The 15,126-nt window shown below is 59.5% G+C and carries 12 protein-coding genes; 1 reads left to right on the forward strand and 11 read right to left on the reverse strand.

Annotated elements, in window-relative coordinates:
- Positions 1-19 precede the first annotated feature (19 nt).
- The 11 genes from TRL7639_RS13160 to TRL7639_RS13210 all read right to left on the reverse strand — a co-directional run bounded on the left by TRL7639_RS13160 (position 20) and on the right by TRL7639_RS13210 (position 13,085).
- A complete protein-coding gene (locus TRL7639_RS13160) occupies positions 20-433 on the reverse strand; it encodes a hypothetical protein (protein ID WP_085796093.1) in 414 nt (137 codons plus the stop codon).
- A gap of 114 nt (positions 434-547) precedes the next feature.
- On the reverse strand, positions 548-886 hold the full coding sequence (locus TRL7639_RS13165; protein WP_085796094.1) for a hypothetical protein: 339 nt from the start codon (positions 884-886) through the stop codon (positions 548-550).
- 60 nt (positions 887-946) lie between these two features.
- A complete protein-coding gene (gene rpoD / locus TRL7639_RS13170; RefSeq protein ID WP_085796095.1) occupies positions 947-2,929 on the reverse strand; it encodes an RNA polymerase sigma factor RpoD in 1,983 nt (660 codons plus the stop codon).
- 111 nt (positions 2,930-3,040) lie between these two features.
- Positions 3,041-4,996, reverse strand: a complete 1,956-nt coding sequence (gene dnaG, locus TRL7639_RS13175; RefSeq protein ID WP_085796096.1) for a DNA primase — start codon at positions 4,994-4,996, stop codon at positions 3,041-3,043.
- 61 nt (positions 4,997-5,057) lie between these two features.
- Entirely contained in the window at positions 5,058-5,366 is a 309-nt protein-coding gene (locus TRL7639_RS13180) for a hypothetical protein (RefSeq protein ID WP_085796097.1), read from the reverse strand.
- 39 nt (positions 5,367-5,405) lie between these two features.
- Complete coding sequence (locus TRL7639_RS13185) at positions 5,406-5,951, reverse strand: sarcosine oxidase subunit gamma (RefSeq protein ID WP_085796098.1); 546 nt, start codon at positions 5,949-5,951, stop codon at positions 5,406-5,408.
- Complete coding sequence (locus TRL7639_RS13190; protein WP_085796099.1) at positions 5,944-8,877, reverse strand: sarcosine oxidase subunit alpha family protein; 2,934 nt, start codon at positions 8,875-8,877, stop codon at positions 5,944-5,946. Before TRL7639_RS13190 ends, TRL7639_RS13185 begins: the two co-directional genes overlap by 8 nt.
- On the reverse strand, positions 8,874-9,137 hold the full coding sequence (locus tag TRL7639_RS13195; RefSeq protein WP_085796100.1) for a sarcosine oxidase subunit delta: 264 nt from the start codon (positions 9,135-9,137) through the stop codon (positions 8,874-8,876). Before TRL7639_RS13195 ends, TRL7639_RS13190 begins: the two co-directional genes overlap by 4 nt.
- Positions 9,138-9,196: 59 nt before the next feature.
- Positions 9,197-10,450, reverse strand: coding sequence for a sarcosine oxidase subunit beta family protein (locus TRL7639_RS13200; RefSeq protein WP_085796423.1), 1,254 nt, complete (start codon positions 10,448-10,450; stop codon positions 9,197-9,199).
- A 142-nt stretch (positions 10,451-10,592) separates the two neighbouring features.
- Positions 10,593-11,492, reverse strand: coding sequence for a hypothetical protein (locus TRL7639_RS13205; RefSeq protein WP_235820319.1), 900 nt, complete (start codon positions 11,490-11,492; stop codon positions 10,593-10,595).
- A 162-nt stretch (positions 11,493-11,654) separates the two neighbouring features.
- Entirely contained in the window at positions 11,655-13,085 is a 1,431-nt protein-coding gene (locus TRL7639_RS13210; RefSeq protein ID WP_085796101.1) for a Glu/Leu/Phe/Val family dehydrogenase, read from the reverse strand.
- 339 nt (positions 13,086-13,424) lie between these two features.
- Here TRL7639_RS13210 and TRL7639_RS13215 point away from each other — a divergent pair, with 339 nt between their 5' ends.
- Complete coding sequence (locus TRL7639_RS13215) at positions 13,425-15,122, forward strand: TadE/TadG family type IV pilus assembly protein (protein WP_085796102.1); 1,698 nt, start codon at positions 13,425-13,427, stop codon at positions 15,120-15,122.
- Positions 15,123-15,126: the final 4 nt, after the last annotated feature.

A 15,126-nucleotide genomic window follows, 5' to 3' on the forward strand; every position in this document is an offset into this window, starting at 1 on the left:
CAAGAGGTCACGTGCAGGATCAGAACCGGATCGGCACCGGCTCACACAGCCCATCGGCCTGTGAAACAGACATGCTGTCCCCCACGGTGAAGCCCGTTTTGAAGAGGCCCCCTTCGATGGGCGAAATCCCTGCGGCTTGCGGATCAATGGTGAACTGCACAGATGAACGGCGCCCGGTCGTAACGCTCACATCACGCCCCCGAGCCACATAAACGCGGGTCTTCCACCCTGCCCCCAGCTGGCGTCGGGCGTACTCCGAGGCTGCGCACCAGATGTCGCTGGTGCGACCTGAGCCGCGCGGAACCACTTCGAAGATGGCCGCGTTTACCGGATTAACCCGCGCGCCATTGCGCGCCGAAAACGCATCCGCCGGATTGGGAAGTGCCGTGGCAAGCGCCGCAGCAACGGTGCAGGCAGTGACGATGTGTTTCATGAATCGATACCCAAATGATTACTATCTTGAGCACAGTGTAGAACGTCCACCCAAGACCGGACAGAGCGTTTCACGTTGATGTCAGTGGATGTGCATACGTTGGCGGCATTGCGCCTAGAGATTTACGGCACTCCAATCAAAGGTTATCACCCGTGCCTGCTCGGCCCTCAGGTTCTGCCAACCCTCATATTTATCAATAGCTTTTGGAGAGGGCCTCATTTCGCCACGCTTCAAGCTCTCCTTGTCGATCACAACAGTTGCGATGTCAGGTACACCCATTTCACAGCAGCGATCGCGGACCAAATCCAAAGCCCCTCCCAGCAGGCGATGCTCGCCCTTTCGGCCGATGAGATCGGCCAATTCGCCATAGGTTATGAAGATTTGTTCAGTGGTGCGACGTAGCTCAACATAGGCTGCGATAATTTTCCTCGCCCAGAATTCATTTCCGGCCATAATCAACTCTCAAATAACTCAAAAGAAAAAGGCGCTCCCAACTCGGGAGCGCCTTGGTTTTTACTGATCCAGGAACGACCGCAGCTTGCGCGAGCGGCTGGGGTGTTTCAGCTTACGCAGCGCTTTCGCCTCGATCTGGCGAATACGCTCACGGGTCACGCTGAACTGCTGGCCGACCTCTTCCAGCGTGTGGTCGGTGTTCATGCCGATGCCGAACCGCATCCGCAGAACACGTTCCTCGCGCGGGGTGAGCGAGGCCAGAACGCGGGTCGTGGTTTCCTTGAGGTTTTCCTGAATGGCGCTGTCCAAAGGCAGCACGGCATTCTTGTCCTCGATGAAATCGCCCAGTTGGCTGTCTTCTTCGTCCCCGATAGGTGTCTCAAGCGAGATCGGCTCCTTGGCGATCTTCATCACCTTGCGAACCTTCTCAAGCGGCATCTGCAGCTTCTCGGCCAGCTCTTCCGGCGTCGGCTCGCGTCCGATTTCGTGCAGCATCTGGCGACCTGTCCGGACCAGTTTGTTGATCGTCTCGATCATGTGGACAGGGATACGGATCGTGCGGGCCTGATCCGCAATCGAGCGGGTGATCGCCTGACGGATCCACCAGGTCGCATAGGTCGAGAACTTATACCCGCGGCGATATTCGAACTTGTCCACCGCCTTCATCAGGCCGATGTTGCCCTCCTGAATGAGATCCAGGAATTGCAGGCCACGGTTGGTGTATTTCTTGGCGATCGAGATCACGAGACGCAGGTTGGCCTCGACCATTTCCTTCTTGGCCTGACGGGCTTCTTTCTCGCCCTTTTGAACCTGCTGCACGATGCGGCGGAATTCGCTGATGTCCAGACCGACATACTGACCGACCTGCGCCATGTCGCTGCGCAGCTCTTCGACCTTGTCGGTCGAGCGTTCGATGAACATCTGCCAGCCCCGGCCCGGCTTTTCGCCCATATCCGACAACCAGTTCGGGTCCAGTTCGCGGCCGCGATAGGCCTCGATGAACTCGCGGCGGTTGATGCGGGCCTGGTCGGCCAGCTTTACCATCGAGCTGTCCAGCGACATGATCCGGCGGTTGATGCCATACAACTGGTCGATCAATGCTTCGATACGGTTGTTGTGCAGGTGCAGACCATTCACCAGCTCCACGATCTCGGATCGCAGCGCCTGATAGACGTCTTCGTCCTTGGAGCTGAACGAACCATCCTCGTTCAACGTTGCCGAAATCCGGCTGTCTTGCATTTCAGACAGTTGTGCGTAATCCGACGAAATGCGCTCGAGCGTGGTCAGCACCTGATCCTTGAGCGCCGCCTCCATCGCGGCAAGCGACATGTTGGCCTGCTCGTCCTCGTCGTCGTCGTCGTCCTTGGCAATCGGGTTGCCATCAGCGTCCAACTCAGGCCCTTCGTCCTTGGCCGGTTTCGCCGCCTGCACGGCCGAGGTGTCAACAACGGGCTCTTCTTCCTCGTCGTCCATCTGACCCGAGAATGTGGTTTCCAGGTCAATGACGTCGCGCAGAAGAATGTCTTCGGACAGAAGTTCGTCGTGCCAGATCGTGATCGCCTGGAAGGTCAGAGGGCTTTCGCACAGCCCTGCGATCATCGTGTTGCGACCCGCCTCGATTCGCTTGGCGATGGCGATCTCGCCCTCACGGCTCAGCAGCTCGACACTGCCCATCTCGCGCAGGTACATGCGGACCGGGTCGTCGGTACGATCCAACTTTTCGGTCGTGCCGCTGGACAGGGCAACCTCGCGGTTGTTGTCCGTTGTCACCAGCTCGGTCGCGCCCTTTTGCTCTTCTTCCTCGGCCTCTTCATCCTCGATGATGTTGATGCCCATTTCCGAGAGCATCGACATCACGTCCTCGATCTGCTCCGAGCTCACCTGGTCGGGCGGCAGAACCTGATTGAGCTGATCGTAGGTGATGTAGCCTTTCTCGCGGGCTTCGGCGATCATCTTCTTGACCGCGGCCTGACTCATGTCGAGCGAGATTTCCTGTTCCTGGTCCTCGGGCTTGCGGTCGTCGTTGGTATCTTTGGCGGCCATTCAGTGCTCCTGCAGGGCTGGGTGATTCGGTTAGCCCGAATCATTAGCGCGATGAAATGATTCGGCCACCCGTTTACCCGGTTTTTTCTACCTATTCTTTACCAAAACGCACTACCTGCGCTTCTTCTCGAAGTTGATTCCCGCCGTGATTGCGGCAAAGGCGTCACGCTCTTCCCGATTGATTCGCGCTCCGTTGTCCCCAACGTCATAGATCGCCTTGTCCTCATTTTCACTTCGGGTTGCCTTGTTGCGGGCTTCGGCGGCCTGACCCAAACGCCAGGTGATCGCCTCGTCCGTTTGCCCGGCCATCTCTTCCTCGGCCTCGGCAATCTCGGCGCTCAGCCCCCTGTGCGCGGTCAGTTTTGCGAGTTCTTCATTGAGCGTAAGCTCAGCCAGTTCGACATCGCCGGGATTGCGGATACAGGGGCTGATAGCCACATGGCGAAGCGACCGCAGGTTTTCAAGGGCATCCGGCCCCAAAGCATCGTAAATCCGGTCCGTCAGTTGATCGGGCGCGTCGATGGCATAGCGCAAGATCACGTCACGCAGGATCGCATAGTCGGGATCGCGGCATTCCATATCCTCGATCTGGACCTCGAATTGCACGACCACCTCGGGCGTTGCGATGGCCGTGGCCAGAATGACCGCCTCGCGCATCTGTACCTGCGCATTGTCCCCGCCCGAAGCCAACAGCGATTGGCGCGTGCCTGGCAGCGCCGACAGACGCTCTGCTTTCCATTTGCCACGTGGTTGCCAGCTGCTTTTGCCGCCCGATTTGCGGTTGGGGCGGAACAGCTCCCACCGCAGGTCCTTGATCTCTTGGCCATAATGCGAGCGGATCGAGGGGTCGCGGATCTGCTTGATCTTTTCGCGCAGGGTCTTGTCCAGCGCCGCCTTGCGCTCGGGGCTGTCAAAGACTTTGCCCTCGGTCTCGCGTTGCCACAGCAGCCGCACCATGGGGATCGCTGCATCCAGCACGCTCTGCACGGCGGCAGGGCCTTCGGCCTTGATCAGGTCATCGGGGTCTTTGCCCTCGGGCATCAGCGCAAAGCGCACCGATTTCCCGGCCTCCAGCAGCGGCAAGGCCAGGTCGATCACCCGCATCGCAGCGCGGATACCCGCCTTGTCGCCGTCCAGGGCGATGATCGGCTCGTCCGAGATACGCCACAACAGTTGTAGCTGGTTTTCCGTGATCGCCGTACCCAAAGGCGCGACCGAGGCGCCAAAACCGCCCTCGGCCAGGGCGATCACATCCATATACCCTTCGGCGACGATCAGCGGCTGCCCCTGCCCTGCCGCCTGCCGCGCAGGTCCGTGGTTGTACAGGTTGCGGCCCTTGTCAAACAGCTCGGTCTCGGGCGAATTCAGATATTTGGCGTTGTCATTTGGGTCCATCGCGCGGCCACCAAAGGCCACGCAACGCCCGCGCGCGTCCCGGATCGGGAACATGATCCGATTGCGGAAAGTGTCATAGGGTTTCTTGCCCTTGGTCGAGGCTTTGGCCAGCCCGGCACCCAAAATCAGATCCTCGGGCACGTTCTTGCCGCGCAGGTGATCCCATAGACCTTGCCAGCCATCAGGAGCAAAGCCGATCTCCCACCGCTCCAGCGCTTGGCCATTCAGCCCGCGCCGGGTGACATAGTCGCGCGCCGCTGCGCCGCCGCCGGTGTTGAGTTGCAGGCGAAAGAACTGCACCGCCTGTTCCATCACGTCCGCCAACTGGGTTCGACGATCCTGCTTTTCCTGCGCCTTGGGATCACGCGCGGGCATCGTCATGCCGACCTCGCGCGCCAGGATTTCAACCGCCTCCATAAAGGCGACATTTTCGGTTTCCTGTACGAACTTGATCGCATCGCCTTTGGCGTGGCAACCAAAGCAGTAATAGAACCCCTTGCGGTCATCCACATGAAAAGAAGCGGTTTTTTCGTGATGGAAGGGGCACGGGGACCACATATCACCCTTGCCCTGGTTGGACTTGCGCATGTCCCACGTCACTTTGCGCCCAACCACTTGGGTCAGGCTGACGCGGCTGCGCAGCTCATCCATGAATCCGGGAGTCAGTGACATGTGCGTACTGTGTCAGAGATAGCCGTCGCCGCCAAGTGCGGCTCAACCATCGTTTATCGGGTTACTGCTTCAGACAGAGTTCCAGCCACGCCTCGCCCAGGTTTTCCTTGCGCACGGTCGACATTTTTTGCTGGTAGACCCACGGCGCAATAATCGGAATCGCGTTGTTGTAATTGTCAGGCCAGGTCGGGTTGGTTGCGGCAACGGCCTCGGCCACGTCGCGTTCCTTGACCCGATCCAACCGGGCGTTTTGAACCGCCGCGACCACTTGCGCCTGATAGGTACAGCTCTGTTGTTTGGTGTCAGCGGCGGCAACGGGGGTCGCCAACAGGGCAGCGGCCAAAGAAGCTGCAGTTGCAAGGCGGATCATCAACGGTCTCTCCCGGAATCAGTTCAGGTTCCGCGCAGGTTACCCCCGCGCGGCCACAGCTTCCATGGCCGTTTTAAGATCGTGAACCAGAGTGTGCGCCATCGAGCGGAACCCCATGATCTGGAACGTGCCCTCGTCCACACGCGCCAGCGAGACCGACAGATGCTGCAATTGGGTGCGCACGGCCATGCCAACCGGGAAATGCGCCAGCCGCACATCCACCGGCACCAGACGCGCCAGAACATCCTCGGCCGTCTCGCCGGACAGGGTGACAACCGCCCAGGCGTCGGATTGATCGGTCAAGGCCGCGTGTTTGGCCAAACCCGCATCTGTCACAGGCCCCACCAACATCGCCTGCGCATGTCCGAACCAGATGGCCTGCGTATCGCTGCCCTGTGTCAGCCCATTGGCCTGAGGATACGCCACCCCATGCGCGGCCTTCATCGCCTTGGACAGCTTATCCTGTTGTCCATTGTAGGGCGCAACAGAGGTCATCTGCCCCGGCTCAACCTCGACCACCTTTGTGGCGCCAATGGTCAGCGGCAGCAGACCCGCACAGGGTGAAAGAGCTGTAAGTTTATCCACGGACCCGTTCCCCCTGTTGGTCAAAAAACACCGGATCGACCACTTCGCACAGGGTTTCCACCCCGCGCAGCCCGTCGACCATTTTCACGATTTCGCCATGACGCTCGCGCCCATCGGCCATGAACCCAAGCGCCAGCATGCAGCCCAGAGTGGGCGAATGACACACGGACGTCAGATAACCTTGATCATTGGTCCTGATGGGCTCATCTCCCTTCTTGTAGAGATGCGCGCCCGCCAAGACCTGGCCGTCTTTCTCGACCGGTTTCAGACCAACCAGAACCTCGCGCCCCGGCTCTTCGAGCCCCGGTCGTTGAGTCATCGTCTTGCCGATGCAGTCCTTCTTGGCCGACACCATCCGCCCCATGCCGATGTCATACGCCGTTGTCCGCCCGTGGATTTCCGAGTGGGTGATGAACCCTTTCTCGATCCTGAGCACATTCAGCGCCTCCATCCCATAGACGCCGCCGCCCATTTCCTCGGCCTTTTTGGCCAGCAGACGGAACAGGCTGTCGCCATAGCGCGCGGGCACGGCAACCTCATAAGCATGCTCGCCCGAGAAAGAGATGCGAAAGAGGCGCGCGTCGATGCCCAGAACCTTGACCGGACCACAGGCCATGAACGGCCAGTCTTCATCGGTCAGCGGTTTGTCGAGCAGCGTATCCAGCACCGCGCGCGACTTTGGTCCCGCGACCGCAAACTGCGCCCATTGTTCGGTGACAGAGGTGAACTGCACATCCAGATCACGGCACAGCGCCTGATTGACGAATTCCAGATGTTTCATCACGTCGCCCGCACCGGCGGTCGTGGTGGTCATCACATAGTGGTTTTCACCCAATCGCGCGGTGGTGCCGTCATCCATTACGAACCCATCCTCACGCAGCATCAGACCATAGCGCGTGCGCCCCACCTTCAGCGTGGAGAACATGTTGGTATAGACAAGGTCCAGGAATTGCCCGGCATCTTTGCCCTGAATGTCGATCTTGCCCAGGGTCGAGACATCCGCCACGCCAACCGCGTTGCGGACATAGCCGACCTCTCGGTTACAGCTTTCAAGCCACGTGGGTTCGCCCGCCTTGGGGAAATAGCTCGGGCGATACCACAGCCCCGCCTCGATCAGCGGTGCGCCCCGTTCGACAGTCGCCTTGTGCGAGGTGGTGAAGCGTTCGGCGGCAAAGCTCTTGCCCGTGCCCCCTGCCCCAAAGGCCGCAATGGCCACCGGCGAATATGGCGGGCGGAACGTGGTCGTTCCGGTTTCAGGGATCCCGCGCCCGGTGGCATCGGCCAAAATGGCCAGCGCCGCCACGTTCGAGTTCTTGCCCTGATCCGTCGCCATGCCTTGCGTGGTGTAGCGCTTCATATGCTCGACCGAGCGGAAGTTTTCGACCGCCGCCTGTTTCACATCCTTGACCGTGACGTCGTTCTGGAAGTCGAGCCAAGCACGGCCCTTGCCCGGAACCGCCCACAAGGGCGCAATTTCGTAAGCGTCATCCTCGGCCTGCGGCTGTGCCACCTCCGGCGCTTTGTGTCCCAGATCAGCCAACGCACGGGTGGCAACCTCGGCCCCTTCGCGCAAACACGCCGCGGTGGAAAAGACCCCGTTACAAGCGCCCGCCGCTTCCAGCCCCGGGATCGCGCCTGGCGTCGGCACAAAGCTCTCGATCTCGCGCTTCCAGGTCGGGCGCCCGTTCATGTGACAGGTCAGATGCACAGTCGGGTTCCACCCGCCGCTCATCGCCAGACAATCGGCCTGCAGGTTCTGCTCGCCGCTGGCACTGCGGATGGTGATCGATTCCAGCGCCTTTCGCCCAGCGCTGTTTGAAACCTGCGCACCGCGATAAACGGGGTAGTCATCGGACGTCGGCCCATCATGACGGCTGTCGATGACACCGGCCACATGCACGCCTGCGTCCAGCAGATCGCGGGCTGTGCGGTGGATGTCGTTTGTGTTGCCAAAGACCGCCACGCGCTGCCCCGGCGCCACGCCCCAACGGTTCAGATAGGCCCGCACCGCACCCGCCGTCATGATGCCCGGACGGTCGTTGTTGCGGAAAGCCACGGGACGCTCCAGAGCGCCCGCCGCCAGCACCGCACGTTTCGACGCGATCCGCCAGAACGTCTCGATCGGCGCACCCGCAGGACGGCTGCCCAAGTGATGACGCACACGTTCAAGCGCGCCAAATGTGCCACCATCATACGCACCGGTTATTGTGGTGCGCGTCATCAGACGCACATTGTCCATCAACCGCAACTCGGCCAGAACCTCATCGGCCCAGACATGGCCGGGTTTGCCGTCGATTTCATGCGTCTCGGCCAACAAGCGACCGCCCATGCGGCTGTCTTCTTCTGCCAGGATCACATCCGCGCCTGCCCGACCAGCAACCAGCGCGGCCATCAACCCCGCAGGACCGGACCCAATCACCAGCAGGTCGCAAAAGGCATAGGCCTTGTCATAGACATCGGCGTTGTTTTCGCCCGACAGCGCGCCCAGGCCGGCGGCACGACGGATGATGGGCTCGTACAGCTTTTCCCAGAACGCCCGCGGCCACATGAAGGTCTTGTAATAGAACCCCGCCCCCAGAAATGGCGCCGCCAGATCGGTGATCGCCATCGGATCGAACTGCAGCGACAACCCACGGTTCTGACTGCGCGCCGACAACCCCTCGTACAATTCTTGCATCGTGGCGCGCACGTTGGGGTCCTGCCGCGCGCCCTCACCAATGGTCACCAGCGCGTTGGGCTCTTCGCTCCCTGCGGTCAGAATGCCGCGCGGGCGGTGATATTTGAACGAGCGGCCCACCAGGCGCACTTCGTTGGCCAGCAGGGCGGACGCCAGCGTGTCGCCTTCCAACCCTGTGTAGTTCACCCCGTCAAACGAGAAGGTGACCGGTTTGCTCTGATCCAGCAGGCCCTTGCTTGCGATCCTCATGCCGTTTCCTCCGACACCAGCCGCGTCGAGACGACCTCGTGCGTCACCGTATTACGCGTCACTTCGATCCAGGCGCCGCAGCCGCCCTCGTGGTACCAAAGGTCGCGCGTCACCCCGGCCGGGTTTTCGCGCAGATAGACATAGTTGTCCCAAGCCTCTTCGCCCGCGTCCGGCGCAGGCCGGTCCAGCGACACGGCGTGGCCCTTGTAGTAGAACTCGCGACGATCCCGTTCGCCGCAGATCGGACAGGTGATCCTCATACCCCAACCCCCTGCTTCTTCTCGTTACAAATACGGAAATCCGACATCTGCCTCATCCCTCAATGCAGGTTGTGTTGAGAGCCCTTGCTCTCTTCGTCGATGATGCCCCGCCCGGTGCGGAAGCGGTCCAGCTGATAGCGCGTGGCGTTCTCATGGTAACGATCCGTCGCGATCAGATGGGCAAAGACGTTGCCTGACCCCGGCACCGCCTTGAACCCGCCGTAGTTCCAGCCGCAGTTCAGATAGAGCCCGTCGATATGGGTCCGGTCGATGATGGGCGATCCGTCAGGCGACATGTCCATGATCCCACCCCAGCTGCGCAGCATCTTGGCCTTGCCGATCATCGGCATCAGCGCCATCCCAGCCTCCATCACATGTTCGGCTGTCGGCAGGTTGCCACGCGCCGCGTAAGAGGCATAGAAATCCAGATCGCCGCCAAAGACCAAGCCGCCCTTGTCCGACTGGCTGATATAGAAATGGCCCATGCCAAAGGTGACGACATTGTCGATCACTGGCTTGAGACCCTCGGTGACAAAAGCCTGCAGGATGTGGCTTTCGATTGGGAGCGTCATGCCCGCCATCGCCGCCACCTGGCTGGAGCGGCCCGCAACCACCATCGCCACCTTCTTGGCCCGGATCGGTCCGCGCGAGGTCTGCACGCCCTTGACCTTGCCATTCTCGATATCGATGCCAGTCACTTCGCAGTTCTGCAGCAGGTCCACGCCGCGCTGGTCGGCCCCACGGGCAAAGCCCCAGGCCACGGCGTCATGGCGCGCCGTGCCGCCGCGCGGGTGATACAGCCCGCCGTAGATCGGGAAGCGCGCGTTGTCGAAATCCAGATAAGGCAGCATGCCGCGCAGCTCGTCCCGCCCCAGCAGGATCGCGTCATCCCCCTGGCTGAGCATCATGTTGCCCTGCCGCGCCCGCGCGTCCCGCTGGCCGTCGGAATGGAACAGGTTGATGATGCCCCGCTGCGAATGCATGACGTTGTAGTTCAGGTCCTCTTCCAACCCTTCCCACAGCTTCAGAGAGTGCGAGTAGAACTCGGAATTGCCTTGCAAAAAGTAGTTGGCCCGCACGATGGTGGTGTTCCGGCCCACGTTGCCGCCACCGATATAGCCCTTTTCCAGCACCGCGACATTGGTCAGCCCGTGCTCCTTGGCCAGGTAATAGGCCGTCGCCAAACCGTGACCACCGCCACCGATGACCAGAATATCGTATTCCGCCTTGGGTTCGGGATCGCGCCAATGGGGTTTCCAGCCCTTGTTGCCGGTCAACCCTTCCTTGAGAACGCGAAGGCCTGAAAAACGCATGATCTGCTTCCTCCTGTCGGGCTGGAATGTGCCCGTCGGAACAGATGTATCAATCCGCCCCCGGATCACCATATCGCTTTTCGACAAAAACATGTCAGACTGCGACCAGATCTGTCGCAAAGACGTCTTGGCGTTTCAGCCTTCAGAACCGGATACGGGCAGCAAACCCCACGATCGGAGCTGTATCGTAGTCTTGACGGCTGATCTGCGCACCATTGGCCGCGTCCAGCGTCAAACGCCCATCAAGCTCGGCCCCGACGAAAGCACTGACCTGCACTGCCGGGTTGGGCTGGTAATCCACCGACAAGACTACAGGGACACTGCGGTCTTCGCCCACACCGCCTGGTGCAAGCCCTGTGTTGTCCAACCGAAAGCGCACCCGTTCCGACCGCGCACCGAGAGAGAAACTCAGGGCGTCAGTGTGCTGATAACTTAGGATCACGCCCGGTCCCTGAGTGGCCCCCAACCCCGTTCCGGTGCTCAAGTTCCAACGCGGCGCAATATCCCAGTCCACCAAAAGCGCTGGAAAGACTTCCGTGCCATCCGCCCCCAACTCCGAGAACGCGCCAAAAGCGGGCCCGATCCGCAGCTTCGGGTTCACCTGCCAGGTAATGCCCGCAAAGACACCATACGTGTAGCCATCCGATGAGGACGCCCCATCTTCATAGTCCCACCGAATTTGGGGCGAGACAAAAACCGTTGCGCTGTTTCCAACCGAAAACCGCACCGGCGCAGAAATGCGTACATCGCGGATGCGATCCCAAGGCTGGTTGCCCGCAAAGCTGAAGTCATAGGAAAACTGGCCATAGCTCAGAAACAGGCCAGCCGAAGCGCCGCTGTCAAAACGGTAAAACGCGCCGCCGCGCACGAACGCCCGTTCCGCACTGAACTGGCCGCCACCACTGAGCCCTGCGTTGCCTTGGTAGACCGCCAGTCCATCAAACTGCGTCGCCCATCCAAATTGTTGCTGAGCGTCAGCCCCGGTCGCACTTAGGAAAAATGCGCCGCCATAAACGGCAAGAAAACGCGTCACTGAAGTCATCGGCTGCTCCTTGGGATGTCTCGCTTGGAAACAATAGAGCGTTGCGATCTGCCTCCCACCTCGAGACGTCCAATTCTCTGAAAAATGATGTATTCCAAGCCAAAGCGCACAAAAAAGCGGCGCGCATTTCTGCGCGCCGCCTTGGTCATTCTGATTTGGCGATTACAGACCCTTGGCGCGATAGCTGGCTGCAACCTTGTTGATCGACACCAGATAGGCCGCTGTGCGCAGATCTTCGACATCGACGCGGTCATGCCAGATCTCACGCATCGACTGATACGCAATCCTCATCGTGTCATCCAACCCCGAGCGCACCAGCTCCAACTCATCGGCGCCGCGCAGGTACTTTTGCTTGAATTCGGGCGTCATTGACCAGGCATCACCGAGATAGCGATCCAAGCGTTCCAGCTCGTCGATGACCAGTTGGTGGCGCGCCTCTTCCTGGCGGCGCTGCATCCGGCCGAACCTGATGTGGCTGAGGTTCTTGACCCATTCGAAATAGGACACGGTCACACCGCCTGCGTTTGCGTACATGTCGGGGATGATTACCGTGCCTTTCTTGCGCAGGATCTCATCCGCGCCGGCCGTCACGGGGCCGTTCGCAGCCTCGATGATCAGAGGCGCTTTGATGTTGGCCGCGTTGCCAAGGTTGATCACACCCTCAAGCGCCGCCGGGATCAGGATATCGCAGTCCTCTTCCAGCACGGCACCGCCCTCGGCGGTGTGGGTCGCATCCGGATATCCGGTCACGCCGCCATGCTTGACGATCCAGTTGCGCACGCCTTCGACGTCCAAGCCGTCAGGATTGTACAGCGCCCCGTCACGTTCGATGATGCCAACGATTTTCGAGCCGTCCTCTTCCTGCAGGAACTTGGCCGCGTGATAACCCACGTTGCCCAGGCCCTGCACGATCACACGTTTGCCATCGAGCGAGCCGCTGAGACCTGCCTTGGCCACGTCGCGTGGATCACGGAAGAACTCGCGCAGCGCATATTGCACCCCGCGTCCCGTCGCCTCAACCCGACCTGAAATGCCGCCCGCATTCAGCGGTTTACCCGTGACACAAGCACGTGCGTTGATGTCCGTGGTGTTCATGCGGGCATATTGGTCCGCAATCCAGGCCATCTCGCGCTCGCCGGTGCCCATGTCAGGGGCGGGAACGTTCTGAGACGGGTGGATCAGGTCGCGCTTGGCCAGTTCATAGGCAAAGCGGCGGGTGATCTGCTCCAGCTCATGTTCGTCGTATTGACGCGGATCAATACACAGACCGCCCTTGGAACCACCAAACGGCGCCTCGACCAGCGCGCACTTATAGGTCATCAGAGCTGCGAGCGCTTCAACCTCGTCCTGGTTCACCGACGGGGCAAAGCGAATACCGCCCTTGACCGGCTCCATGTGCTCTGAGTGCACCGAACGATAGCCTACAAAGGTCTGAATCTGTCCGCGCAATCGTACACCGAACCGAACCGTATAGGTCGCATTACAGACCCGGATTTTCTCTTCCAATCCTGGCGGCAGATCCATCAGGGCCACCGCCCTGTTGAACATCAGATCAACGCTTTCACGAAAACTGGGCTCATTTGTACGGGTCATACTCACAATACTTCCTCCATGACCTTACGCGACTCGCTCAAGAATGAGTTGTCGCAGCGACAGTATGACCGTTCGATTAACAAGTGCGACATTTTTAATCACTTGCAAATCGATCGTAGTTCGATAAAGGCCGAATCACTCATTTAACCCCCTCGCCTGATGATTGTTTCGACCAAGGAAACAACACCTCGAAACTTGGGAAAAATGTGTCAAACAAAGTGTTAATATCCTTTGTTTGGAACATATTGCGCCCCAATTTAGCCATCATCTCAAAGCAAAAACGTTCAGTGGAAGTTTGTCTTCAGGCTGCTTGTCAGGTGCTGAAGAGAGAGGTGAGTCATGTTTACTGACGCTGGAAAAAAGGCGGGGCCGCTGAGTGTCGCAAGTCGCACTTTGTCGCATCGCGCACAGCGTTTTGCTGCCGACGAAAGCGGTGTCATCGCGATCTTTGTGCTGTTTTTATTCGTAATCATGTTGGCCGTGGGTGGCATCGGGATCGATGTCATGCGCTACGAGCGTGACCGGGCAAAACTGCAATACACGATGGATCGCGCCGTTCTGGCCGCAGCTGACCTTGACCAATCTCTCGAACCCGAAGCGGTGGTCCGCGAGTACCTGGAGAAAGCCGATCTTCTGCAATTTCTGACCAGTGTGACCGTGTCCGAAGGTCTGGGTTTCCGGAACGTGAAGGCGACGGCGGAATCCGAATTCCCGACACAGTTCATGCATATGACAGGTGTCGACACGCTGAGCGCACCGGCAGCCAGCACCGCCGAAGAAAGCATCGGCGGCGTCGAGATTTCAATGGTGCTTGACGTCTCGGGATCGATGAACTCGAACAATCGACTGCCGAATCTGAAAGTGGCAGCGCGCGATTTCGTCGACCAGATGGTCGACAATACCGAAGACGGGAAACTGTCGATTTCGATCATTCCCTATGCGACCCAGGTTTCCATCCCTGACAATCTGATGGCCGAGTTTAATGCGACAGGTGAGAATGCCCATTCGAACTGCCTCAATTTCCGGTCGAGTGATTTTTCGACAACAACTTTGAACGAAAACGCTGCCCACCCACGCACCATGCATTTCGATACGTTTACCAGTTCGGGGTCCAGCCGCAGCGACGGCCGTCCTTACGGTGACTTGGTCAAGTTCCCCGTGTGCGAGGCAGACAGCCGTCGCGAGATCATGTTGCTGCAGAAAGACCGCGACACGCTAAAGAACTTCATCACGGCACTGACCGCGCGTGGCAATACCTCGATCGACGTCGGGATGAAGTGGGGCACCGCATTTCTGGACCACAGCATGAATGACGTCGTGACCAACCTGATCGCGAACGGTGATATCCCGAACGATTTTTCTGCCCGCCCCCATCAGTATTCGGACGGCGAAACGCTAAAAGTCATCGTTCTGATGACGGACGGTCAAAACACCAGCCAATATTACCTGCGTGACCAGTATCGGCAGGGGGATTCGAACATCTGGTGGAATGCCGAAGAAGAGAAGTATTCAGTCTATCGACCGGCAACCAACCGCTATTACTGGCCGCATAACCGCGAATGGGAAGATCACCCCTATGGTAACGGCACATACACGGAAACCCGCTGCACAGGCACGCTTTACTATGGCAATTGCTACTATGGCAGCTGGGTAACCGAAACCATCACAGAACCCGGCAGCGCCGAGCGTCTGACATACCCACAGCTTTGGGAACAGACGTCGCTACAGTATAACCTCAGCAAGCACTACTATCCCTGGATGAACGACAGCCAGGCGCGTGACGAATGGTATTATGGCGTCCGCAGTTACGTCGGCTCCAGCACCAAAAACACCCGAACACAGGCTATCTGTGACGCGGCCAAAGCCCAGAATGTGATCGTTTACACCATCGGTTTCGAAGCCCCCAGTGGCGGCCTTTCGGTTCTCAAGAACTGTGCCAGTTCGGACAGCCACTTCTATGATGTGGACGGGCTAGAGATCTCGGACGCATTCGCCTCGATCGCATCATCGATCCGCAAGCTGAGGCTAACCCAATGATCAC

Source organism: Falsiruegeria litorea R37, assembly GCF_900172225.1.
Classification (GTDB): Bacteria; Pseudomonadota; Alphaproteobacteria; order Rhodobacterales; family Rhodobacteraceae; genus Falsiruegeria; species Falsiruegeria litorea.

What these genes read in the sequence shown, in the direction of transcription:
- TRL7639_RS13160 (WP_085796093.1), bottom strand. Translation starts at nt 433, where the DNA reads ATGAAACACATCGTCACTGCCTGCACCGTTGCTGCGGCGCTTGCCACG.
- TRL7639_RS13165 (WP_085796094.1), bottom strand. Translation starts at nt 886, where the DNA reads ATGGCCGGAAATGAATTCTGGGCGAGGAAAATTATCGCAGCCTATGTT.
- rpoD (WP_085796095.1), bottom strand. Translation starts at nt 2,929, where the DNA reads ATGGCCGCCAAAGATACCAACGACGACCGCAAGCCCGAGGACCAGGAA.
- dnaG (WP_085796096.1), bottom strand. Translation starts at nt 4,996, where the DNA reads ATGTCACTGACTCCCGGATTCATGGATGAGCTGCGCAGCCGCGTCAGC.
- TRL7639_RS13180 (WP_085796097.1), bottom strand. Translation starts at nt 5,366, where the DNA reads ATGATCCGCCTTGCAACTGCAGCTTCTTTGGCCGCTGCCCTGTTGGCG.
- TRL7639_RS13190 (WP_085796099.1), bottom strand. Translation starts at nt 8,877, where the DNA reads ATGAGGATCGCAAGCAAGGGCCTGCTGGATCAGAGCAAACCGGTCACC.
- TRL7639_RS13195 (WP_085796100.1), bottom strand. Translation starts at nt 9,137, where the DNA reads ATGAGGATCACCTGTCCGATCTGCGGCGAACGGGATCGTCGCGAGTTC.
- TRL7639_RS13200 (WP_085796423.1), bottom strand. Translation starts at nt 10,450, where the DNA reads ATGCGTTTTTCAGGCCTTCGCGTTCTCAAGGAAGGGTTGACCGGCAAC.
- TRL7639_RS13205 (WP_235820319.1), bottom strand. Translation starts at nt 11,492, where the DNA reads ATGACTTCAGTGACGCGTTTTCTTGCCGTTTATGGCGGCGCATTTTTC.
- TRL7639_RS13210 (WP_085796101.1), bottom strand. Translation starts at nt 13,085, where the DNA reads ATGACCCGTACAAATGAGCCCAGTTTTCGTGAAAGCGTTGATCTGATG.
- TRL7639_RS13215 (WP_085796102.1), top strand. Translation starts at nt 13,425, where the DNA reads ATGTTTACTGACGCTGGAAAAAAGGCGGGGCCGCTGAGTGTCGCAAGT.